Raw genomic sequence first — 21699 nt, forward strand, 5'->3', positions numbered from 1 at the left:
TATTATTACTCTATCTGCATAATTCAAATGTTTATATTTAGCTTTTTTATTATTTTCTAAATTTATGTTATTATTAGTCATGGGTATACAGTTCCTTTCAATGAATTTAGTCGTTTATGATTGTACTGTATATCAACTTTTTTTTAACTTATATTTTGGACACTTACTATTTTAATTTAGGTTACTTAATACATTATCACATTTAAGTTGACATATTTAGTTATTAGTAATATAATATAGTGTAAAAATATAAAATGAGATGGAGGAATTGGTATGCAAAAAGAAAGAGTCCTTAAAGGTCTTTTAAAAAGAAGAGTAAGCATTACTAAAGCATTATTAGTTACTTTCCTTATTACTGGTGGATTATCATTAGCGGGTACTATAGGAGAAGCACAAAACGAAATTGATACAAATAATAAATTGACTGCAGGAACATATACTGGTGAAAGTTCAGGTTCAATAATTTTAACTAAGACTGATACATCTTTTGAAGGTGATGTTAAATTTAATGTTGTATCAACAGGTGAAGAAACACGTTTAGATTTAAATGGACAAAATGTAAAAGTAAATTCATTAGTCGTTAGAATTAATCCAAAAGAAGGAGCACATTCAAGACCTAAGGGTATATGGCTTAGAGGTAATTCTAAAGCTACTATTGAAAATTTAAATGTAGATATAGCTTTAAGATCTAAAATAACTGGTTCAAAATATTCTGCAGATTCAAATGCATCTTATGGTGTTGCATTAGGAATTAATGAAACTGTACATGGTGCTGGAGATGGTAGTGGTGAAACACATTTAACAGTAAATAATATGAATATTTCAGTTAAAAATACAGAAGATACGATTTTAAATGTATATACCGTTAGTAAAAGAGTTTCATTTGGTCCATTTTCTTTTAACGTAAATGCAAGTGTAGATTTTACACATCAATTATCAGGATTAAGATTGGTTAGATTACAGGGAGATAAAACGACATTTATTTCTAATGGTGAAACAAATATAAAAGTAGAAGATGTTTCAGCTACTAAATCAGGAGATTATCTAGCAGGTATATTTATATCTGGAAATGAAGCAAGTGCAACTTTTAATGGACATTCTAATATTAAAATAATTGGAGAAGGAGTAAATTCTGCAGCTATAAAAATAGGGAAACCTGGTGAAAGTTTTGAAAAGAATATGGCACCAAAAGTAATCTTTAATGGTAAAATGAATATAGATACAACAAAAGCAAAAAATTCACCTGCAATTAGATTATTTACAAATAATGTAAGTTTAGAAGTTACAGGTAAAAATAATGAAGAAGCTTCAGTAATAAATTCAGGAAATACTGCTATTGCATTTGATGTTCAGGATTATAGACTTTTTTTGTAGGACCTTTTGGAAAATCAGAAGTAAGTAGAAATTCAAATGCTACTGGACAAAGTGTTAAACTTAATAATACTGAAATAAGAACTATGTCTGAAACAGACAGTTTAATATTAGTTAAAGGTATGAAAACGTTAGATGGATCAGCAGGTGAAGCTAGAAAATTTGAAGCTTCATTAAATAGTGGTGAAGAATTTACAAATAAAGATGCTACTTTTGAACTATCTGGAGAAAAATCAATAGCAAAAGCAGCAACTAATGGTTGGTTAATTGAAGCAACTGGAACGAGAACAGCTTCATCATCTTTAACAGCAACTATTAAAGATAAAGCTATGGTAGAAGGATTAACAAGTAAAGATTTTAGTTCAAGATTAGATATTAATTTAGAAAATGAAGCTAAATGGACATTAAGAAATAAAGGTAATATTAATAGAACTTCTTTTAATAATTTAACTATAACAAATTCTATTCTTGATGCATCTAATATAAATAAAGAAGATAAAGCAGAATATGATTTACATGCAACAATTGATAGTGTTACAGAAAATGGTAAAGTAACTAATGCAGGGACTATTACACTTGATAATGGTAAATATGAAGATAAATTAACATTAAACGGTACTTATAAAGGAGATAATGGTAAAATACTAGTAAATACTTTATGGAATGAAACTAGTGGTGTAAATGGAGAAAATTCTAAGTCAGATTTATTTGAAATTACAGGAGTAGTTGAAGGAAAAATAGAAGTAATAACAATAGGTAGTAATAAGTCTGAAAATATGATTGATGGATTAGTTGGAGCTGATGAAGGTGATGAAGGACATAGAAGTGCTATAGTTATCAAAACACCTGAAGGGACAGCAGAAGGTGCATTCTTTGGTAAAGCAAAAACTGAAAATGAAACAGAACTTGAATTAAAATCAGAAGTAAAAGATGGTAATAGATTATTCTTTTGGGAAATTACTAAATTAGGTAATAACGAACCAGACTTATTCTTAGTTGCAACTAGAGAAAACATGGAACAATCTAGAAATATATTTGGACGTTTAAATGAAAGAAGAATACAAACTAAACTATTTAATATAGGTAAAGATACTAAATATCCTATGGCTTGGTTTAGATTATTTGGTGGAGAACATATACAACATTTAAGTAAAAAAACGAGTTATATGGACGGAACTATAGGAATGAATGTTGGATTTGATTATCATATTGATCCTAAAAAAGAAAATTTAACAGGAGTGTATTTTGGATATTCTAATTCATTTAAACATGTCATGAATAAACTTTCAAATGAGTATAAAGGTAAGGTTACAACTAATATGTATTCTCTTGGATTTACTAATACTTATGAGATAGAAAAATTCTATGCTGATGCAGTAGTTCAAGTTTCGGCACTTAGAAATGAGTATAAATTTAAAAATGATAAGAAATATAACAATACGGGAGTAATTTTTACAGGTTCACTAGAAGTAGGATCACCAATATATTTTGAAAACAATAAAGAAAGAGATGAAAAATATATAGTAGAGCCACAAGCACAAATAATATATCAATTTGGTAAAAATATGGATATAGTAGAACAAAAAATTAGTTATGGATATTCAAATTCAATCACAGGAAGAATGGGCTTAAGACTTGGATATTCAATATCAAATTACAATAAATATAAAAATGGTATGGGATATGCTCTATTTAATGTTTGGGGACAATGGACTGATGGAAATAAAGTTACTCAAGGTAAGAAAGAATATGTAACAGATTATGCTAAAGTTTGGTTAGAAGCAGGACTTGGAGCAAATATACCAGTAACTAAGAATGTAAGTTCTTATTTTGAAGTAAGTCTTGAAAAATCAGTTTATGGTGGAAATAAATATGGTGGAAAAGGAACTATAGGATTTAATATAGAAAGATAAAATATATTTGAAAAATCTTTATTGATGTTGAAATATTACATTAAATAAAGATTTTTTATTTACTTTAAAATTTTTTTGTTGATTTTTGTTTTTTGTGTGATGATACCTGAGTTTGCCTCGGAAAATGACAAAATAGATTCTATGAAAGCTTTTAAAAATACTACCAAGAATCTATTTTCAATATTTGATATTATGTTACTTAGTTGAAAGAAGATATTTCTTTTTTAAGTTTTAAAACATCCATATTATTGTATATTTTAGGTTCAATATTAAGATTTAAAGCTTTTAAAATTATATCTAAATCTTTATCATTAATATTAACCATTCTGTCTAATAAACATAGGTCTAATATTAATAGTGCTTTTAAGTATTCTAAATTTTAATTAAATTATGATATTTTTCTATAATATTTAAAGCAGACATTTCAAGTTCAGAGGGAACTATTAAGTAATATACCATAAGACTTTTATATTCTCCAACCTTATCAGTATCAAAAAAATTCTTAATATTGATATTATTTTACCTGTTTTTTCATTTATTGCTTCTTTTTTGAAAGATTTAGCAAGAAGTTTTTTACTAAATTTAGTAGTTCTAAAATCTTTAGAATTTTCATTTAATTCTTTTTTTATAGAATTTTCTACTCCAATAGCCAACTTGTTTTTGAGCAGGAGTTGGATATCAATTTGATAAATTAGAATCAAGAAGAAAAGATATATTAACATTACAAAGAAATGGAAATATTAATTTACTTGATGAGAAAGTTTATGAACATAAATTAAAAATAGAAAAAATAGAAAAAGTGTTAGAAACTTTAAAAAAATAAATTAATATTTAAAAGGTTATTTTTTCTTTGAGAAGATAACCTTTTTATTTGTTTTAATCACAGCTATTTATATTAAGATAAATTTTTGATATAATATAGAAAATCATTTCCGTAATGAAATGGAAAAAGATGTAATTGAAAATATTGATTTTTGAGGTATATTTATTATAGAAAGGGTAAATTATGGAAAATGAGTTAAAACTAATATATAGGATATTAATGGATGGAAATTTTCATTCAGCAATTGAACTATCTACCCATCTTAAGCTTTCTGATAAAACATGTAGAAAGTATGTAAAGGAATTATCAGAATTACTTAAAAAACATGATATTAATATAATTTCTAAAACAAGATTTGGATATAAACTTGAAGGAGAAATATTAAAAGAAAATGAAATCTTTGATAGAGATCATTCTAAAATTCCAATAACAGCAGATGAAAGACAAAATTTTTTAATAGATAAATTAATTTATGAAGATAATTATCTTAAGCTTGAGGATATAGCAGAAAAAATATTTATTAGTACAAAAACTTTATCAAATGATATAAAAAAAATAGAAAATACAATAAAAGTTCATAATTTAAGTATAGATAGAAAACCATATTATGGTTTGAAAATTGTAGGAGAAGAATTAAATATTAGAAATTATTTAATAGATGGTTTAGAAAAAAGATTGAATGAAAATAAGTTTCTTGATAAAAAATCTAAATATAGTGTAACTGACATCGCAAAATATACTTATAGTTTTTTAAAGACTAAAAATGTTAAAATTTCAGATATATCATTACAAAATCTTGTAGCTGCAATATATGTAACCTTTCATAGAGTCCAAGAAAATAAGAGAATTAAAAATATTGATATATCAAAAAATAATCTTTTTTTAAGTAAAAGAGATCATATTGAAGAATGTATGAATGAATTATTTAATAAACTTGGATTTAAACTTAAGTTAGATGATAGAGATATAGATTTTATAACTATACATTTTTTAACTACAGAAACTCTTACATATAAATCACTTAAAACAGAAGATATAAATGAAGTAAATGATATTATACAAGAATTATTATATTTCGTGAAACTAACATTTAAAATAGATCTATATAATGATGATGACTTATACAAAAATCTATATACTCATATCTTAGCATTGTGTATAAGAATAAGATTTGGTATTAGAGTTAAAAATCCATTATTAGATGATATCAAAAAGAATATGCCACTTGAATATAATGTTGCAACTTATGTATGTAATTTAATTTCAAAAAGATTTGATGATATTCCATTATCAGAAGCAGAAATAGGCTATATTGCTGTAATATTACATATGAGTAAGGGAATAAATGTTAATATATCAAGTAAGAAAAATGTATTAATAGTTTGTCCAAGTGGAAGAGGTGTATCAAAATTTTTAATATATACGTATAATAATTTATTTTCAGAATATATAAACATTGTTTCATCTTGTGGTGAACATGAATTAATGGATACAGATCTTGAAAATATAGATGTGATATTTACACTTACTGATTTAGAAACGAAAGTTAATAAGCCAGTGTATAAGATAAATTACTTTCTAAATGATGAAGATGTTTTAAGAATAAAAAATATACTTAAAGATAATGACAATTTCTTGAAGGAAGTACTTCCTGAAGAGTTATTTGTATATGTAGATAAAGAAATGAATAAAGATGAAATAATTACTTTAATGTCAGAAAAACTTAAATTAATTCCTAATATGAAAGAAAATATTGAAGAATTAATACATAAAAGAGAGAAACTAGGGATGACAGAGATTTCACAAGAAGTTGCTATCCCTCATCCAACAGAGGTAATTAGTAATGTAAATGTAATAGGTGTTTGTATTAGTAAACATCCAGTAAGATGGTTAAACAATGCTGTAAATATTATATTATTCTTATGTTTAGATAATAAGAATAATAAGAATGAAAAGATATATGAATCATTTACAAAAATAGTAGGAGATAAAGAAATAATAAAAGATATCTTATCAAATCCTACATACAATTATTTTATAAACATACTAGAAAATTTAGGAGGAAAATAGTAATGACTTATGATGAATTAAGTGAATATGCAATGCAGATAATTGCAAATTCAGGAATGGCAAGATCAAGTGCTATGCAAGCTATACAATTTGCAAAAGCGGGGGATTTTGAAAAAGTACAAGAATGTATGAAGGAAGCGGATAAATACTATTTAGAAGCTCATGAAATACAAACAGACTTAATAGTTAAGGAAACATCAAGTGAGGAAAAAATAATATTAAATTTAATTATGGTTCATGCTCAAGATCACTTAACTATGGCACTTTTAACTAAGGATTTAGCAAAAGAAATTATAGAACTACATAAAAAATAGGAAGGATGATTAAAATGGTAAAAATACTTTTAATTTGTACAGCAGGTATGTCTACTAGCTTTTTAGTAGAAAAAATGAAAAAAGAAGCTGAAACTAGAGGTTTAGAAGTTGAAGTAACAGCAACTCCTGAAGCTAGTGCTGAAGAATTTGTAGGTAAAGTTGATGTTGTTCTACTTGGGCCACAAATTAAATATTTAGAAAATGAAATTAAAGGAAAATTTGAAGGTACTCCAGTTGCAGTAATCAACATGATGGATTATGGAATGATGAAAGGTGACAAAGTACTAGATCAAGCATTATCACTAAAATAAAAAAATATAAATAAGGAGAGAGACACATGAAAAAATTTATGGATTGGATGGAGCATCATTTTGTTCCAACAGCAACGAAAATTTCTTCTCAAAGACATTTAGTTGCAATTAGAGACTCTTTTATTGCTATATTACCAGTTACTATGGTTGGATCTATAGCAGTATTATTAAACGTATTATTTAGAAATATTCCTAATGAATATGGATTCCCTGGTGTAGCAGAATTCATGGCTCCATTAATTAATATTAATGGTGTTGTTTGGTTCGGTTCACTTGCTATTCTTTCATTAGTGTTTATAGTTGCATTAGGATACAATGTAGCTTCAGGATACAAAGTAAATCCTTTAGCAGGATCTTTAGTAGCTGTTGCATCATTTATCTTATTCTTACCACAAGAAGCTAGATTCATGGCAGAAATTAATGGTGCTATGCATGAAGTATCATCTTGGGGATTCTTAGACTTCAATAAATATTTAGGAGCTACAGGATTATTCCCTGCTATGATAATAGGTTTCTTCTCAACAATAATTTATAGTAAATTAATGTTAAACAAAGTAACTATTAAATTACCTGATTCAGTTCCACCTGCAGTAAACAAAGCGTTTGCTTCAATAATACCAGGTGTTTTAGCTATATATGCTTCAGCAACTGTATCATATTTAATCACTACTTATACAGGACAAACTTTAATAGATATTATATCTAAATATATACAACAACCATTATTAGAATTATCACAAGGTGCATTTACAGTTATCTTACTGGCATTCTTAGTACAATTATTCTGGTTCTTTGGATTACATGGACACAACGTTCTTGCTCCAATCTTAGATGGTATTTACCAACCAGCTTTACTTGCAAATGCTGAACACATTGCAAAAGGTGGAACTGTTGAAACTTTACCATACTTATGGACTAGAGGATCATTTGATGCTTACTTACAAATGGGTGGATCAGGAATAACTATAGCTTTAATTATAGCTATCTTCTTATTCTCAAAAAGAGAAGAATATAGAGCGGTTGCAAAACTTGGATTACCTATGGGTATGTTCAACATTAATGAGCCTATGATATTTGGTATGCCTATAGTACTTAACCCACTATATTTAATACCATTCTTATTAGTTTCAACTTTAGGTGCAATAGTAGCATATACTGCAACAGTATTAGGAGTAGTTCCTCCAGTATTCGTTCAAGTACCTTGGGTATTACCTCCAGGTATATATGCATTCTTTGCAACAGGTGGAAGCTTCATGGCAGCATTAGTTTCATTATTCAACGTATTCTTAGCGTTTGTAATATGGACACCATTTGTTATCTTAGCAAATAGAGTAAAAGAAGATTAATATTAGGGGTGGGTAAACCACCCCAAATTTCAAATAAAGGAGGCAAGGATTATGAAATCATGGCCTATGTTTGTAATTACACTTGGAACACTAGCTATAGCTACTTATCCAATAAGTAATAAATTAATTACCCTTCTAATGGGTTTAACATTGATAATATTAGGAATAATATTTTTAACTAGAGGTAATAAAAAATGAGAGTAGAAAAGAATATAAAAGTTTCTTCAAAAGAATTTTTTGATTTTTTAATTGAAAATTTAAGACAAGAAATGAATATTAAAGGTAAGATAAAAGAAGGTATGAGATTTAGTGTAAATCTGAAAACTAAAACTAATCAAGTAACTAAAAGTACAGCAGAGATTATGAATTTAACTCCAAATGAAAGATATACACTAAAATATTATTCTAGTTTAGGAGAAAATATAGTTGATTATCAAATTAAAGAAATAAGTAGTGATGAAATAAAGATAATATATGATGAAATATATATTACTAATTCTACTATGCAAAGATATAATCAAATGTTTGTAGAATTCTTTTATTCATTCTTCTTAAAAAGAAAGAAAAAGAAAATGTTAAAAGCAGTAGAAAGTTATTTAATAAATAAGAGAACGGAGGCTAAAAATGATTAAATTTCCAGAAAATTTTTATTGGGGTAGTTCAATAAGTGGAGAACAAAGTGAAGGAAGATTTGAAGGTGATGGTAAAGGACTTACAACTTGGGATAAGTTTTTTGAAGTAGAACCATATAAATTCCATAATGGTATAGGACCACAAACTACTACTAGTATGTATAAATATTATCTTGATGATATTAAATTATTAAAACAAACAGGACATAATACTTATAGAACATCTATTTCTTGGGCAAGATTAATACCTAATGGAATAGGTGAAGTAAATGAAGATGCTGTAAGATTTTATAGATCATATTTTAGCACTTTAAAAGAAAATGGAATAGAACCATTTGTAAATTTATCACATTTTGATACTCCTCTTGTATTAGAGAAAAAATTTGGTGGATTTGTAAGTAAAGAAGTAGTAGATGCATATGCTAAATACGCTAGAACTTGTTTTGAATTATTTGGAGATATAGTTAAAACTTGGTTTACTTTCAATGAACCTATAGTTTCTGTAGAATGTGGATATTTAAAACAATACCATTATCCAATGGAAGTTGATTCTAAAAAGGCTGTGCAAGTTGCATATAACTTAGCTCTTGCATCTGCAAAAGCAATAAAAGAATTTAAAAAAGTGATTAAAGATGGACAAATAGGGATAATTTTAAATCTGACACCTGCATATCCTAGAAGTAATCATCCTGCAGATTTAAAAGCAGCTAGAATAGCAGAACTATTTGCAAATAAGAGTTTCTTAGACCCTGCAGTAAGAGGAGAATATGATAAGGAATTAATAGAAATAGTTAAAAAACATGATTTATTACCTGATTATACAAATGAAGAATTAGATATAATAAAAAATAACAAAGTTGACATTTTAGGTATAAACTATTATCAACCATTAAGGGTTAAAGCAAGAGATTCTAAACCTAATGATGAGGCACCATTTATGCCAGAATACTATTATGAACACTTTGTAATGCCAGGAAGAAGAATGAACCCTCATAGAGGATGGGAAATCTATCCTAAGGGACTATATGATATTTCAATAAATATTAGAGATAATTATGGAAATATTCCATGGTTCGTAGCTGAAAATGGTATGGGAGTTGAAGGAGAAGAGAAATATAAGGTAGGAGACATGATACATGATGACTACAGAATAGAATTCTTCAAAGAACATTTAGAATGGTTACATAAAGGTATATCTGAAGGAGCAAATTGTAAGGGATATCTAGTTTGGACAGCTATAGATTGTTGGTCATGGCTAAATTCATATAAAAATAGATATGGATTAATAGAACTAGAATTATCAACAGCTAAAAGATATATTAAAAAATCAGGTTATTGGTTTAATGAAACTAGTAAAAATAATGGTTTTTAATATTTAAAGCTATAGCTTTAAGTTATAATTTTTTATTATTCAACCCCAAATATACAGTTTATAATAAATTAAAAAATGAGCAAAACAATAGATACGAATGAACTAGATACAAAAATATGAAAAAGTCTGAAAGGATAAATGATTTAAATTAAAATAGTAAGCGTTCAAAAATCTAACTAAGTTATATTTAATAGATATTCATAAATTTAATTATATATTAAAGCATTGAAAGTTTTTTTTGGATAGTTATTCATGAATTTTTCAATATTTTTAACATCTTTTTTGTTAAATGATTCATATACACACTACTATAACTATTTTTATATTATTTTTATTACTTTTTTAATCAGATAAGTAAAATACTAATTAACAGCTAAATCAAGAAACTTTTTGACAATTATAAACTTAGTTTAATTGTCAGAGTGAATAGGTATTATGACATGCTTTTTACTTTTAATTTTTTTAATAACATTATCATTAGTTTTAGAATTTGATAAACAAACAATATTAACTCTTGTAGTTATTTCACTAAGTGTAAATATAGATTTATCATATTTATTTCCAAATTGACTAACTTTTTCTATTTTTTATTACTCTTATTTTTGTAAATAATGGTATACTATTATTTTTTAAATTTAGAAATAAAAATATATTTTCATTAATGTAATTGTATAAAGTTTGAAATAAAAAATTAATTTTATGTTTATCTCTTAATTTTTTAAATGTAGCATAGGGATAATGTTTTTCTTTTAATAATTTTACGATTTTTTTAGTTAGTTTAATGTTATTATCAATGTTACTAGGTAAATTCTTATTAGTGATATTATTTCTTATATATTATAAGAATACACTAAAATTAAATTATGAAAGAAAGCAAGTTGGTTTATAGGTTCTCTTTTTATTTTTTGCACATGTACCTAAGATATTACTAATATTTTTGATACAATTATTAAAAAAATATTTGTTATTTAATTAAATTCTTTATTTTATCTTGTTTTAGTTTAGAAAATATTACTGTTTTATTTTTAATATTTATGTTATTATTAGTCATGGGTACATAAATTTTTAAATTATTTATTGTTTTAATTTAAGATAAGTTTAATTTTTTATGTCAATTAAAAATGAAAATGTTTCATAAAATAGAAAATAAGAGTCCCTAAATTTAAAAGTAAAAGCTTTAATAATTAGGGACTTTTAAATTAAATGTAATCGATATAATTTTCAATTTTATTATTTTTCTCAAGATACCTAATAAAAGATTCTCTTTTCCAAGGGTGAGAGATAGGTGGGATATATTTCTTTTTAACTTTAACATCAACCACATCATCAATACTAGCAAATAATCTATTATCAAAAGTTTTAATAACAAGTACATTAGAATTATATTTAGGATAAACTCTATTATTTTTATTATCAAAAATCCCATTGATGTATTATTAATATCAGTTGAGAACTTATTATTGAAGGCTTCAATGAACTGTGGTAGGAACATATTAGCACTTTCAATATTATTAATATTATTAATATTATTAATTCTCAACTCATTTACAAGGCGTGATTGAAGAGTGGAGAAGGCTCTTTCAACACGCCCTTTTGCTTGAGGGATAGAAGTAGTTTTTAAATCAATACCTAATCTATGACAAGCATAACCATATTGAGTAAAAGTATCATTTTCAATACTTTTATTAGATTTATTTTTATATTCAAAAACAGTTCTTTTATTAGTAAGAATAGAATAGGGGATACCATAATTAACAATCATATCATGTGTTATTTGATAGTATGCTCTAAGGGTTTCTTCTTTATAAAAATATGCAGATAGAATTTTCCTACTATGATCATCTATTGCTATATGTAGGTGAGCATAAGTTCCATTACAAAACCAATCGTGTTTAGAAGCGTCCATTTGAATTAATTCACCTGCATATTTCATTCTAGGACGTGTAGGTTTGGAGTTTATATATTACTTTTTTACTTTTAGATTCAACTTGTTTTTTTTCAATTAGTTGTATTAAATCTTTTTTAGTTTTTTATGAGCTTTAGGAGAAAGAATGAAAGCTTCTTTTAGTATTTTTGTTCATAAAGTTTAATTATTTGGTTTTTAATTTCATTAGATGTAGTAGTGGCAGGCTTTCTGTTTTTATTACCATGAGAAAAAGCAATTTTACCTTCCAATTTATATTTTTTTAATAATCTATTGATATGTACATTAGGATAACCTAAAATTACAATAGCTCTATTTTTAGAAATTTTATTTTCAGCTAAATCTTTAATAGTTTTATAGATATTATATTCTTTCAAATTTAAAACAACCTTTCTTAATTTCTTATTCATACAATATACCTTCTTTCTATATATTTTAAATATATTATTCAAAGTTATATTATACAATTAAATTAAATGTTTAGTAAATTATATGAAACATAATCATTTTTATTTATTTAATACATTATCATATTTAAATTACAGATAAGTTTAATTTTTTATTGACAATTGTTTATTTATATATTAAAATCTAAATGAAAATATTTTAAGAAGAATAGAGTAAAGGAGACTAAGTATGAAAAAAGTATTGATATTTTTTGGAATTATATCAAGTTTAATAAATGTAGCTGCTGTAGGTAATGCAAAAGTAAGGGTTGAGGGAACAATTGCATATGATAAACAATATATTGGAAAATTTCAAGGGGTTACAGCATCATTCTCTGTAATGCCAGAATGGAAAAAACAAATTAATAATAATTTTGATGTAACTTTTGGGACTAAAAGTTCTATAGGTGTTGGAGAGGTAATAATTAATGAAAAACAAAAAAATGTAATAAAAACTCATGGTTCAGCAAGTTTAAGTTTATATGGAGAATTAAATTATAAATTAAGAGATAATGTAAAAGGTTTTGTAGGAATTGAAGGTGGAATAGGAGCACTTTTTTTAACAGATTTTTCGACAGATAATCAGCCATCAGAACCACCAGTACCACCAGTACCACCAGTACCATCAGAACCATCAGAACCATCAGAACCATCAGAACCATCAGAACCACCAGTACCACCAGTACCATCACCAATACCATTACCAATAGAAGATGATGTGCTAGATTTGAGTCTTATTGATAATTTAGAAATGAATGATGATTCAAACAATGTTAAAAGAAAAATAGATAATGGATTAGAATTAGGATTATTAATTAAAGCAAGTTTAGGATTAAAAATAAAAGATAAATATAATATTGCAATATTTGTAGGGCATGGAAATAAAGGAATATCTGGAATAGAAATGGGATATACATTTTGAAAGAGTTACTTTGAATTAGTTGAAAATATGTAAGAGTTATATTATTATAATTCTCATATATTTTGAAAATCAATTAAATGTTATTTTCTAATTTATTTAAATTTAGATAAATTTTTATAAGAGTTATTGATTCTTAAAAGTCAAATTCTAAAATAGTTTTATATTTTAAATTTTTATAATTTAATTTTCATAAATAGATGATTATATAATATATTTCTTAAATATAGTTTTGTAAATTTTATTGCAAACTTGAAAATAAAGTAAAGATAAAATTTATTAATTACAAATTAAGTTGTTAAAATAAATTATAATAAACAAATGAAGTTTAATTTTTGAAAAACTTAATAAAAAGGTTAGTAATATAGAAATTATTATAGTGATATAAAGAACAATATATAAATTTTTTGTTCTGAGGAGAAAAATGAAGAAAATATTAGCTTTTTTACTATTATTAATATCTTTAGGAGCTTATTCTAATGATTGGGCAACTTTAGTAAGTGAACCTATCAATATGTATAAGTTAGATGAAGGTGTATATAGAAGTCAACAATTAAGTATAGAAGATAAAGTACTTTTAGATGAACTTGCTATAAAGACTATGATAAGCTTAAGATTTTTTGGTAGAAATAAAGACAAGAAGGTTTTTGGGGAAACAGATTTAAATTTAATAAGGAAACCATTAACTACTTGGTATATTACACCAAAAGAAATAGCAAATATACTATATAACATAGAAATGGCAAAAGAAGATGGAGGAGTACTTTTCCATTGCTATCATGGATCAGATAGAACTGGATTAATTTCTGGAATGTATAGAATAATATATCAAAATTGGGAAATAGATGAGGCTTTAAAAGAATTAAGAGAAGGGCCTTATGGATTTCATACTATATGGATAAATATACCTAGAATGTTTAAACAAGAAGTTATAGATGAAATCAAAAATGAAATAAATATATTAAGAATGGGTCCATCAAAAATACTTGAATAGTATTCATATTTATGATACAATAAATCGTGAAATACATAACTTAAGGAGAGAAAAATGAAAGTATTAGCAGTATGTGGAAGTGGAACAGGGACAAGCATGATTTTAAAAACAACTATGAAAAAGATAGTAGAAAAAGGGTTTAAAATTGATATAGATACTTGTACTATTAATGATTTAGCAACAAAATTAGAAGGAGTAGATTTAGTAGTTTGCTCAGATAAATTAGCACCTAAAGTTGATGCTAAAGGAGTTAAAGTTGTTTCAGTTAAAAACATTTTAGATGATGTTGAAGTATTAGAAAAATTAAGCGAAACAGGATTAATATAATAAGAAGGTGGCAGCTGCCACCTTTTTTTGTAAGGAGTATGATGAGGGAAAGAATAAATAAAGTAAAAATAATTTCAAAAAACATCTATGAAAATAAGTATGCATATTTCTTAAATGCTGCAATATTACAATTTTTCATAATTAGCTTTGGTATGGGTATTTTAAACTATATTTTTAAATTTATGCTTTATGTATCTAATTTAGAAAATCTTACACAGCATGATATTTTCAAAATATTATCAAATCCCATTAGTTTAATAATAGTAATGGTATATATACTATTTTTAGCATTTTTGATATTCTTTGAATATTCATTCTTAACTTTGATGATATATGGAAGAATGAATCAAAGTGTATATTCAATAAGAGAAGTATTTAAATTAACTATAAGAAGTATAAAAAAATTAATAGGAAAAGAATTAATATATTTTGTAATATATTTTGTTACTATGATACCTTTAACAAATTTAGGATTATCTTCAACAGTTATGAATGATCTATATATCCCTAAATTTATAACAGGAGAACTAACGAAAACTCCTATAGGTGCAATATTTTATTTAGTGTTTATGTTACTAATTTTCTTTATTAACATTAGACTATTTTTTACTATACCACTTAACTTATTAGGTAACTATACTATGATAGAAAGTATTAAAAAAAGTTGGAGACTAACATGGGAGAAAAAATCACAAATATTTCCAATAATAATAACGTTTGAAATGCTTTTAGGGGCAGTTTCATTTACAATTTACTATTTAATACTATTGATTTTTACTTTTATTGATAAAAATGGAGATAGTTTAATATTACAAACTTTAGCATATACGATGTTACAGTTCGGAATATTCTTCTTTGGAGTAATAAGTAAAATAACTATTATAGCAACATTAGTTACTTTCATGGTTGAGAAAAAAGATATAAATTTAGATGTAGAAAAAATAAAGGATATTGAAAAGAAAAAATCAAGAATTTTTATTCCTTTATTAATCATAGGAATCATAGCAACTTTAGGATTAAACGCATATGACATATATAGCGATGTTGCTGATAATAAGCAACTAATTATAGCTCATAGAGGATTAGTTTCTAAAGGTGTTGAAAATTCAAAAGAAGCTATACTTGAGGCTGCAAAAATAGGCGTAGACTATATTGAAATAGATATAGTTTTAACAGAAGATAATAAGTTTGTAGTATTTCATGATTTTAATTTAAAAAGACTTGCAGGTATTAACAAAAATGTGTATAATGTAAGCTCTAAAGAGCTAACAGAAACTAAAATTAAACAAGGGAAATTTGAAAGCACTATACCTACTTTAGAAGAAGTAGTTAAAATAGCAGATGATAATAATACTAAACTATTAGTTGAATTGAAGCCACATGGTCATGAACCTGATAATTATGCAGAACTAGTAATAGAAGAATTTAAAAGACTAGGAATAGATAAAAATCATATTACTATGTCTCTTGATTTAAAGGTTATGGAAGAAATAAATAAACTAGAACCTGAAATAAAAACAGGATATGTAATACCTTTTCAATTTGGAAGTTTTAAAAATGTAGATGTAGACTTTTTTGTTATAGAAGATTTTTCATTTAGCGAATATCTATTAGATACAGATAAAGAAATCTTTGTTTGGACTATTAATGATGAGGAATTAATGCAAAAATATCTTGACTCAAGAGTTAACGGAATAATCACTGATTATCCTGAAATGGTATTTAAGTTAAAAGATAATAGAATTAAGAATAATTCATACTTAGATAGGATGATCAGAAAGTTAAAATTTTAATTTAAGCTAAAAATGTAAAAAAAGCTAGACAAAATGTACTAAAAATGATATATTTAGTAATAAAAGAAATGATATGAGAGGTTGAATAATGGAAAGAAAAGTTAGAGTTAGAATAGCACCATCTCCAACAGGAGATCCACATGTAGGTACTGCATATATAGGGTTATTTAATTATGCTTTCGCACACCACAATGGTGGAGAATTTATACTAAGAATTGAAGATACTGATAGAACAAGATTTTCTGCTGATTCAGAGCAACAAATTTTTGATGCTATGAAATGGTTAGGACTTAATTATACAGAAGGTCCAGATTTAGGTGGTCCTTATGGTCCATATAGACAATCTGAAAGATTTGAAATATATAAAGAATATGCGGTTTCATTAGTTGAAAAAGGTGAAGCATATTATTCATTTGAAACACCAGAAGAATTAGAAATTATGAGAGAAAGACAAAAAGCTATGGGTCTTCCACCTATGTACGATAGAAGAGCTAGAAACTTAACTAAAGAACAAGTTGAAGAAAACTTAGCTAAAGGGTTACCTTATGTAATTAGATTAAAAATGCCATTAGATGGACAAACAGTTGTTGAGGATGGATTAAGAGGAAAAATATTCTTTGATAATGATAAAATCGATGACCAAATTTTATTAAAATCTGATGGATTCCCTACATATCATTTAGCTAATATAGTTGATGACCACTTAATGGGAGTTACACATGTTATACGTGCTGAAGAATGGATAGCTTCAACACCTAAACATATACAACTATATAAAGCATTTGGATGGGAAGAACCTAAATGGTTCCATATGCCTTTATTAAGAAATGCAGATAAAACAAAAATATCTAAGAGAAAAAATCCTGTTTCTTTAAATTACTATAAAGAAGAAGGATACTTAAAAGAAGGTATTTTAAACTTCCTTGCCTTAATGGGATGGAGTTTAGGTGGAGAAAAAGAAATCTTCACATTACAAGAAATGATTGAAAACTTTAGTTTCGATAGAATATCTTTAGGAGGACCAGTTTTTGATTTAGTAAAACTTGCTTGGGTTAACAACCAACATATGAAGTTAAAATCTGTGTCTGAATTAACAGATTTAGCTATGCCATTTATTGAAAAAGAAGGGTATGACTTATCTAAATTCAGCAGAGAAAAACTTGAAAGAATGCTTGAAATAACTAGAGAAGGTTCTCATACATTAAAAGAATTAGCTAAAAACTTAGATGTATTCTTTATTGATGAGATTACTTTACCAGAATTAACTGAAGATATGAATAAAAAAGATAGAAAAGCCGTTGAAAGAGTACATGAAGCATTAGCTTCAGAAGAAGGTAAAAAAGCTATAGCTCTATTCTTAGATAAATTAAGTACTTTAGGAGAAGAATTAGAAGAAGAAATGATTAAAGATATGCTTCATAAATTACCTGAAGAATTAAATGAAGGAATAGGTAAAGTTTTAATGCCTATAAGAGCTGCTCTTACTGGTAGATCTAAAGGTCCAGATCTTTATTCAATAGTTTCAATTATAGGTAAAGAAAGAACAGTTAACAGAATTAATTCCGAGAAAAAATAAGGGATGGGAAGGATTCATATATGAAAGGAAGAATGAAGGCAAAAGACTTAATAAGATTCACATTTAGTAGAATACTTAAAGTTAAACCTTATTACAAAATAACAGTAAAAGAAATAACAGAGGAAAGTGGAGTTACAAGACAAATATTTTACTATTATTTCAAAAATATGACTGATCTATTGAGATATTACTTTGAAGTAGAAATGCAAGAAATATTAAAAGATAAAAAAGGATTTAAGAGTTTTGAAGAAGCTTATTTACTTTTCTTTAAATCTGTTGCAGAGAGAAAAGATGTAATGACAAACATAAACCACTGCGAATCTTGTGGACTTTTAAGAGAATCATTTGAGATTATGAGTAAAAAACTTTTTGAGAAATTATTTGCTGATATTTTATCAGGGTATACAATAACTGAAAAAGACAGAAATTTCTTAATTGATTACTATAAAGTTGCGTTTGCATCTATTGTATATGAATGGTTAGATAATGATATGAAGGAAGAACCTGTATATTTAGTAACTAACTTATCAATATTGATAGATCAATCATTAGTTCAAACATTAGAAAAATTTGAAAAAAAATAAAGAAAGGATGTCTAAATTTTTAATTTAGACATTTTTCATTATATAGGAAATTAGAATTCTAATAAGATGTATATAATTTTATTGATTAATATAAAGAGCAACAACAGTTTATAAAAAATAAAATTAATAAGTAAATTTGAGTAATACAAAAATACCTATTTAAATAATAGGCCATTAGGGTTATAGAATTTATGAATAGGTCGGCCAATAGCAGAAGAAAGAAAAAGTTCATAAACTTCAAGCTTAATACTGCAATTAGGACACATAAAAGGATCAAAACCCCAAATAGATTTAAAGTTCTTTATAAAAAGAGAAGGAACTTTTAATCATCTTAAAATGTTTATAAGGTAAATGAAAAAGTAATTTAGTAACAAAATCTTGAATAGTTAATTTATGGTAAGAGATTTTCTTATTATTGGTTAAATCATTAAACATAAAAGTAACATAATTCTTTTTAATATTAATATCAATAATTTTATACTCAGCAATAGGAACTCTAGCTAAATTTAATAATACCTTTAGGGTTATTAACATCATTATCACCAACATTAAAGAAGAATCTAACATCTTCTTTAATCATTTTAGAAGCCATATTTAAAGCATTATTGATTAGCAATAGAATTAACATGAAAATAATTAAGTTTTTTCTTTTTATCATGAATATTATGGAATTGATATTTGAAAATATTATTAATATCAGCAGCTAATTTAGAAAGAATAGTTTTATCATAAGCAATAAATTTTCTAAATTGTTGAGGAATAGTAAAAAGAACATGTCTATGAGGAATATTAATTAATTGATTAGTGATGGAGTTAGTCCATTTAATAGAGTAATAATAACCACAAGAATTACATAATCTAGATTTTCATTTTATGTTGAAAGTTACAGATATGACATCTAGATGAATTTGATTTTAGATGTCATGTTTATCACTCCTTTCTTTTATTTTTGTTTGGTGATTAAATTATACAGAAAAGAAAGAGGTGATTTAAGGGATTTTTTAAAATCCCAAATTACCTTTTTTTACAAAATATAATATAAAAATAGAAAAGTTGAAATATAATTTAAAATTACCAAAAAAAGTATTAAAAGTATGTTTTTTAGATGGAAATTATAATACAAAACAACTTGACACAAACTAGCAATAGTGATATAATAGCTAAGGATAAACACACTCTGTTTTTTTTGTTTGTATGGTGCCAAGGAACTTGGATTTGCAAACAAAGATGAGTGGATGAAAAAACCAAAAAAATCAAGGAGGAAAATGAAATGTCAGTAATTTCAATGAAAGAATTATTAGAAGTAGGTGCACACTTTGGTCACCAAGCAAAAAGATGGAATCCTAAAATGAAACCATATATTTATGCAGAAAGAAATGGGTTACACATTTTAGATTTACAACAAACATTAGTATCTACAGAAAAAGCTTATGAATTCGTAAGAGAAATCACAAGCGAAGGTGGAAAAGTATTATTCGTAGGAACTAAAAAACAAGCTCAAGAAGCTATGAAAGAAGAAGCAGAAAGATGTGGAGGATTCTACGTTAACCAAAGATGGTTAGGTGGATTATTAACTAACTTAGAAACTATCAAAAAAAGAGTTAAAAAATTAAAAGAATTAGAAGCAATGGATGCAGATGGAACTTTAGATGAAGCTTACACTAAAAAAGAAGCAGCTATCTTAAGAAAAGAAATGGTTAAATTACAAAAAAATGTTGGTGGAATTAAAGAAATGAACACTTTACCAGCAGCTTTATTTGTAGTTGACATCAAAAAAGAATTCTTAGCTTTAGAAGAAGCAGATAAATTAGGAATACCTGTAATAGCTTTAATAGATTCAAACGTAGATCCAGACTTAGTAACTTACAGAATACCTGCAAATGATGATGCAATTAGATCAATCAAATTATTCGCAAGAGTAATCTCAAATGCAGTTGTTGAAGCTAACGGTGGGCAAGAAAATGAATACACTCCAGCAGAACTTGAAACAGTTGAAGTTTTAGAAGAAAATTTCGTAGTTGAAAAAGAAGAAATAGAAGAATAATAACTAAAATTAGGAGGGAAACATTATGGCAAGCGCAGCAGACATCAAAGTATTAAGAGAAAGAACAGGAGCTGGAATGCTTGATTGTAAAAAAGCATTAGAAGCTAATGGTGGAGATATAGAAAAATCAATAGATTGGTTAAGAGAAAAAGGAATTGCTAAAGCAGCTAAAAAATCAGGAAGAGTAGCAGCTGAAGGATTAGTATTCGGTGGTGAATTAGGTAACTTAGGTGTTATCATTGAATTCAACTCAGAAACAGACTTCGTTGCAAAAAATGATGACTTCAAAAACTTTGGAGTTAAATTAGTAGAATTAGCATTAGCAAACAAAACTCATACAGTAGAAGAATTAAAAGCTGTAGCAGTTGACGGTTCTACTGTTGATGCACAATTAACTGAATTAATTGCAAAAATAGGAGAAAACTTAAACATAAGAAGATTAGTATTAGTTGAAGCAAAAGGATTTGTTGTAAACTACATTCACTTAGGTGGAAAAATCGGAGTTTTAGTTGAAGTTGATGGAGAAAATACTCCAGAAAACCACGAAAAAGCAAAAGGTGTAGCAATGCATATTGCAGCTATGGATCCATCTTACTTAAACAGAGAGCAAGTAACAGCAACTGATTTAGAAAGAGAAAGAGAAATAGCAAGAGTTCAATTATTAGAAGAAGGAAAACCTGAAGCTATAGTTGAAAAAATCTTAGAAGGTAAAATGAGAAAATTCTATGAAGAAAATTGCTTATTAGAACAAAAATATGTAAGAGACGATAAAGTATCAATTAAAGAATTTATGGCTCCTTCAGTAGTTGCAGGATTTGCAAGATTCAAAGTTGGAGAAGGAATTGAAAAAGTTGAAACTGATTTCGCAGCAGAAGTTGCAGCACAAATAGCAAATACAAAATAACAATACATAAGGGAGAGTTTAAGCAATTAAACTCTT

At 26.1% G+C, this 21699-nt stretch carries 24 protein-coding genes; 17 read left to right on the top strand and 7 right to left on the bottom strand.

The genetic code is table 11. The features are described 5' to 3' along the window. The first annotated feature begins 273 nt into the window (after nucleotides 1-273). Both GM111_RS00980 and GM111_RS00985 read left to right on the top strand, forming a co-directional pair. Nucleotides 274-1374, top strand: a complete 1101-nt coding sequence (locus tag GM111_RS00980) for a hypothetical protein (RefSeq protein ID WP_156299032.1) — start codon at nucleotides 274-276, stop codon at nucleotides 1372-1374. An 83-nt stretch (nucleotides 1375-1457) separates the two neighbouring features. Then, nucleotides 1458-3284, top strand: a complete 1827-nt coding sequence (locus tag GM111_RS00985; RefSeq protein ID WP_156299033.1) for an autotransporter outer membrane beta-barrel domain-containing protein — start codon at nucleotides 1458-1460, stop codon at nucleotides 3282-3284. Between the two features lie 199 nt (nucleotides 3285-3483). Here GM111_RS00985 and GM111_RS08475 read toward each other — a convergent pair whose 3' ends face one another. Both GM111_RS08475 and GM111_RS08130 read right to left on the bottom strand, forming a co-directional pair. Continuing rightward, nucleotides 3484-3609, bottom strand: a complete 126-nt coding sequence (locus GM111_RS08475) for a hypothetical protein (RefSeq protein ID WP_269320127.1) — start codon at nucleotides 3607-3609, stop codon at nucleotides 3484-3486. A gap of 118 nt (nucleotides 3610-3727) precedes the next feature. Next, the gene (locus GM111_RS08130) at nucleotides 3728-3937 is read right to left on the bottom strand and encodes a hypothetical protein (protein ID WP_197034426.1); all 210 of its coding nucleotides are present in this window, start codon (nucleotides 3935-3937) and stop codon (nucleotides 3728-3730) included. 353 nt (nucleotides 3938-4290) lie between these two features. On the opposite strand from GM111_RS08130, the gene GM111_RS00990 reads away from it, so the two are divergent. Genes GM111_RS00990 through GM111_RS01020 form a run of 7 tightly spaced genes read left to right on the top strand, consistent with a single transcriptional unit; the run spans nucleotide 4291 to nucleotide 10152 of the window. After that, nucleotides 4291-6177 carry a BglG family transcription antiterminator gene (locus tag GM111_RS00990; protein ID WP_156299034.1) on the top strand — a complete coding sequence of 629 codons (1887 nt, stop codon included), beginning with the start codon at nucleotides 4291-4293 and terminating at the stop codon, nucleotides 6175-6177. Nucleotides 6178-6179: 2 nt separating this feature from the next. Then, a complete protein-coding gene (locus tag GM111_RS00995) occupies nucleotides 6180-6491 on the top strand; it encodes a PTS lactose/cellobiose transporter subunit IIA (RefSeq protein WP_156299035.1) in 312 nt (103 codons plus the stop codon). A gap of 14 nt (nucleotides 6492-6505) precedes the next feature. After that, the gene (locus tag GM111_RS01000; protein ID WP_156299036.1) at nucleotides 6506-6802 is read left to right on the top strand and encodes a PTS sugar transporter subunit IIB; all 297 of its coding nucleotides are present in this window, start codon (nucleotides 6506-6508) and stop codon (nucleotides 6800-6802) included. A 26-nt stretch (nucleotides 6803-6828) separates the two neighbouring features. Beyond that, the gene (locus GM111_RS01005) at nucleotides 6829-8148 is read left to right on the top strand and encodes a PTS sugar transporter subunit IIC (protein ID WP_156299037.1); all 1320 of its coding nucleotides are present in this window, start codon (nucleotides 6829-6831) and stop codon (nucleotides 8146-8148) included. A 51-nt stretch (nucleotides 8149-8199) separates the two neighbouring features. Beyond that, nucleotides 8200-8346 carry a hypothetical protein gene (locus GM111_RS01010; RefSeq protein WP_156299038.1) on the top strand — a complete coding sequence of 49 codons (147 nt, stop codon included), beginning with the start codon at nucleotides 8200-8202 and terminating at the stop codon, nucleotides 8344-8346. Further along, nucleotides 8343-8780, top strand: coding sequence for a DUF3284 domain-containing protein (locus tag GM111_RS01015; RefSeq protein ID WP_156299039.1), 438 nt, complete (start codon nucleotides 8343-8345; stop codon nucleotides 8778-8780). Before GM111_RS01010 ends, GM111_RS01015 begins: the two co-directional genes overlap by 4 nt. Beyond that, nucleotides 8773-10152, top strand: coding sequence for a glycoside hydrolase family 1 protein (locus GM111_RS01020; RefSeq protein ID WP_156299040.1), 1380 nt, complete (start codon nucleotides 8773-8775; stop codon nucleotides 10150-10152). The genes GM111_RS01015 and GM111_RS01020 overlap by 8 nt, the downstream gene beginning before the upstream one ends. A gap of 1177 nt (nucleotides 10153-11329) precedes the next feature. Here GM111_RS01020 and GM111_RS01025 read toward each other — a convergent pair. Next, the gene (locus tag GM111_RS01025) at nucleotides 11330-12085 is read right to left on the bottom strand and encodes a DDE-type integrase/transposase/recombinase (protein ID WP_156299041.1); all 756 of its coding nucleotides are present in this window, start codon (nucleotides 12083-12085) and stop codon (nucleotides 11330-11332) included. Between the two features lie 131 nt (nucleotides 12086-12216). Next, the gene (locus GM111_RS01030) at nucleotides 12217-12486 is read right to left on the bottom strand and encodes a hypothetical protein (RefSeq protein WP_156299042.1); all 270 of its coding nucleotides are present in this window, start codon (nucleotides 12484-12486) and stop codon (nucleotides 12217-12219) included. Between the two features lie 226 nt (nucleotides 12487-12712). On the opposite strand from GM111_RS01030, the gene GM111_RS01035 reads away from it, so the two are divergent. The 6 genes from GM111_RS01035 (at nucleotide 12713) to GM111_RS01060 (ending at nucleotide 18715) form a co-directional block, all read left to right on the top strand. Beyond that, entirely contained in the window at nucleotides 12713-13444 is a 732-nt protein-coding gene (locus tag GM111_RS01035; RefSeq protein WP_156299043.1) for a hypothetical protein, read from the top strand. 421 nt (nucleotides 13445-13865) lie between these two features. Beyond that, nucleotides 13866-14435, top strand: coding sequence for a protein-tyrosine phosphatase family protein (locus GM111_RS01040; protein ID WP_156299044.1), 570 nt, complete (start codon nucleotides 13866-13868; stop codon nucleotides 14433-14435). 54 nt (nucleotides 14436-14489) lie between these two features. Next, nucleotides 14490-14762, top strand: coding sequence for a PTS sugar transporter subunit IIB (locus GM111_RS01045; RefSeq protein ID WP_156299045.1), 273 nt, complete (start codon nucleotides 14490-14492; stop codon nucleotides 14760-14762). Between the two features lie 41 nt (nucleotides 14763-14803). Beyond that, nucleotides 14804-16555, top strand: a complete 1752-nt coding sequence (locus tag GM111_RS01050) for a glycerophosphoryl diester phosphodiesterase membrane domain-containing protein (protein ID WP_197034427.1) — start codon at nucleotides 14804-14806, stop codon at nucleotides 16553-16555. Between the two features lie 88 nt (nucleotides 16556-16643). Next, nucleotides 16644-18131: a glutamate--tRNA ligase gene (gene gltX / locus GM111_RS01055; protein WP_156299047.1), complete on the top strand. Its 1488-nt coding sequence runs from the start codon at nucleotides 16644-16646 to the stop codon at nucleotides 18129-18131. A gap of 20 nt (nucleotides 18132-18151) precedes the next feature. After that, entirely contained in the window at nucleotides 18152-18715 is a 564-nt protein-coding gene (locus GM111_RS01060) for a TetR/AcrR family transcriptional regulator (RefSeq protein ID WP_156299048.1), read from the top strand. Nucleotides 18716-19006: 291 nt separating this feature from the next. Here the strand turns inward: GM111_RS01060 and GM111_RS01065 are convergent, their stop codons facing one another. Genes GM111_RS01065 through GM111_RS08530 form a run of 3 tightly spaced genes read right to left on the bottom strand, consistent with a single transcriptional unit; the run spans nucleotide 19007 to nucleotide 19542 of the window. Beyond that, nucleotides 19007-19282: a transposase gene (locus GM111_RS01065; RefSeq protein ID WP_156299049.1), complete on the bottom strand. Its 276-nt coding sequence runs from the start codon at nucleotides 19280-19282 to the stop codon at nucleotides 19007-19009. After that, nucleotides 19212-19373 (bottom strand): hypothetical protein, encoded by a 162-nt coding sequence (locus tag GM111_RS08135; protein ID WP_197034429.1) that lies wholly within the window; start codon nucleotides 19371-19373, stop codon nucleotides 19212-19214. The genes GM111_RS01065 and GM111_RS08135 overlap by 71 nt, the downstream gene beginning before the upstream one ends. Further along, entirely contained in the window at nucleotides 19318-19542 is a 225-nt protein-coding gene (locus GM111_RS08530) for a hypothetical protein (RefSeq protein WP_156299131.1), read from the bottom strand. Before GM111_RS08530 ends, GM111_RS08135 begins: the two co-directional genes overlap by 56 nt. Before the next feature lie 443 nt (nucleotides 19543-19985). Here GM111_RS08530 and rpsB point away from each other — a divergent pair, with 443 nt between their 5' ends. Next, nucleotides 19986-20759, top strand: a complete 774-nt coding sequence (rpsB, locus tag GM111_RS01075; protein WP_156299050.1) for a 30S ribosomal protein S2 — start codon at nucleotides 19986-19988, stop codon at nucleotides 20757-20759. A 25-nt stretch (nucleotides 20760-20784) separates the two neighbouring features. Continuing rightward, nucleotides 20785-21663 (top strand): translation elongation factor Ts, encoded by an 879-nt coding sequence (tsf, locus tag GM111_RS01080; RefSeq protein ID WP_156299051.1) that lies wholly within the window; start codon nucleotides 20785-20787, stop codon nucleotides 21661-21663. Nucleotides 21664-21699: the final 36 nt, after the last annotated feature.

Origin of the sequence: Streptobacillus canis (assembly GCF_009733925.1) — a bacterium.
Classification (GTDB): domain Bacteria; phylum Fusobacteriota; class Fusobacteriia; order Fusobacteriales; family Leptotrichiaceae; genus Streptobacillus; species Streptobacillus canis.

What these genes read in the sequence shown, in the direction of transcription:
- GM111_RS01000 (WP_156299036.1), top strand. Translation starts at nt 6,506, where the DNA reads ATGGTAAAAATACTTTTAATTTGTACAGCAGGTATGTCTACTAGCTTT.
- GM111_RS00995 (WP_156299035.1), top strand. Translation starts at nt 6,180, where the DNA reads ATGACTTATGATGAATTAAGTGAATATGCAATGCAGATAATTGCAAAT.
- GM111_RS00990 (WP_156299034.1), top strand. Translation starts at nt 4,291, where the DNA reads ATGGAAAATGAGTTAAAACTAATATATAGGATATTAATGGATGGAAAT.
- GM111_RS01045 (WP_156299045.1), top strand. Translation starts at nt 14,490, where the DNA reads ATGAAAGTATTAGCAGTATGTGGAAGTGGAACAGGGACAAGCATGATT.
- GM111_RS01050 (WP_197034427.1), top strand. Translation starts at nt 14,804, where the DNA reads ATGAGGGAAAGAATAAATAAAGTAAAAATAATTTCAAAAAACATCTAT.
- GM111_RS01015 (WP_156299039.1), top strand. Translation starts at nt 8,343, where the DNA reads ATGAGAGTAGAAAAGAATATAAAAGTTTCTTCAAAAGAATTTTTTGAT.
- GM111_RS01065 (WP_156299049.1), bottom strand. Translation starts at nt 19,282, where the DNA reads ATGTTAGATTCTTCTTTAATGTTGGTGATAATGATGTTAATAACCCTA.
- GM111_RS01025 (WP_156299041.1), bottom strand. Translation starts at nt 12,085, where the DNA reads ATGAAATATGCAGGTGAATTAATTCAAATGGACGCTTCTAAACACGAT.
- GM111_RS01040 (WP_156299044.1), top strand. Translation starts at nt 13,866, where the DNA reads ATGAAGAAAATATTAGCTTTTTTACTATTATTAATATCTTTAGGAGCT.
- GM111_RS08475 (WP_269320127.1), bottom strand. Translation starts at nt 3,609, where the DNA reads ATGGTTAATATTAATGATAAAGATTTAGATATAATTTTAAAAGCTTTA.
- GM111_RS01030 (WP_156299042.1), bottom strand. Translation starts at nt 12,486, where the DNA reads ATGAATAAGAAATTAAGAAAGGTTGTTTTAAATTTGAAAGAATATAAT.
- GM111_RS00980 (WP_156299032.1), top strand. Translation starts at nt 274, where the DNA reads ATGCAAAAAGAAAGAGTCCTTAAAGGTCTTTTAAAAAGAAGAGTAAGC.
- gltX (WP_156299047.1), top strand. Translation starts at nt 16,644, where the DNA reads ATGGAAAGAAAAGTTAGAGTTAGAATAGCACCATCTCCAACAGGAGAT.
- GM111_RS01035 (WP_156299043.1), top strand. Translation starts at nt 12,713, where the DNA reads ATGAAAAAAGTATTGATATTTTTTGGAATTATATCAAGTTTAATAAAT.
- GM111_RS01020 (WP_156299040.1), top strand. Translation starts at nt 8,773, where the DNA reads ATGATTAAATTTCCAGAAAATTTTTATTGGGGTAGTTCAATAAGTGGA.
- tsf (WP_156299051.1), top strand. Translation starts at nt 20,785, where the DNA reads ATGGCAAGCGCAGCAGACATCAAAGTATTAAGAGAAAGAACAGGAGCT.
- GM111_RS01010 (WP_156299038.1), top strand. Translation starts at nt 8,200, where the DNA reads ATGAAATCATGGCCTATGTTTGTAATTACACTTGGAACACTAGCTATA.
- GM111_RS01060 (WP_156299048.1), top strand. Translation starts at nt 18,152, where the DNA reads ATGAAAGGAAGAATGAAGGCAAAAGACTTAATAAGATTCACATTTAGT.
- GM111_RS08135 (WP_197034429.1), bottom strand. Translation starts at nt 19,373, where the DNA reads ATGATAAAAAGAAAAAACTTAATTATTTTCATGTTAATTCTATTGCTA.
- GM111_RS00985 (WP_156299033.1), top strand. Translation starts at nt 1,458, where the DNA reads ATGTCTGAAACAGACAGTTTAATATTAGTTAAAGGTATGAAAACGTTA.
- rpsB (WP_156299050.1), top strand. Translation starts at nt 19,986, where the DNA reads ATGTCAGTAATTTCAATGAAAGAATTATTAGAAGTAGGTGCACACTTT.
- GM111_RS01005 (WP_156299037.1), top strand. Translation starts at nt 6,829, where the DNA reads ATGAAAAAATTTATGGATTGGATGGAGCATCATTTTGTTCCAACAGCA.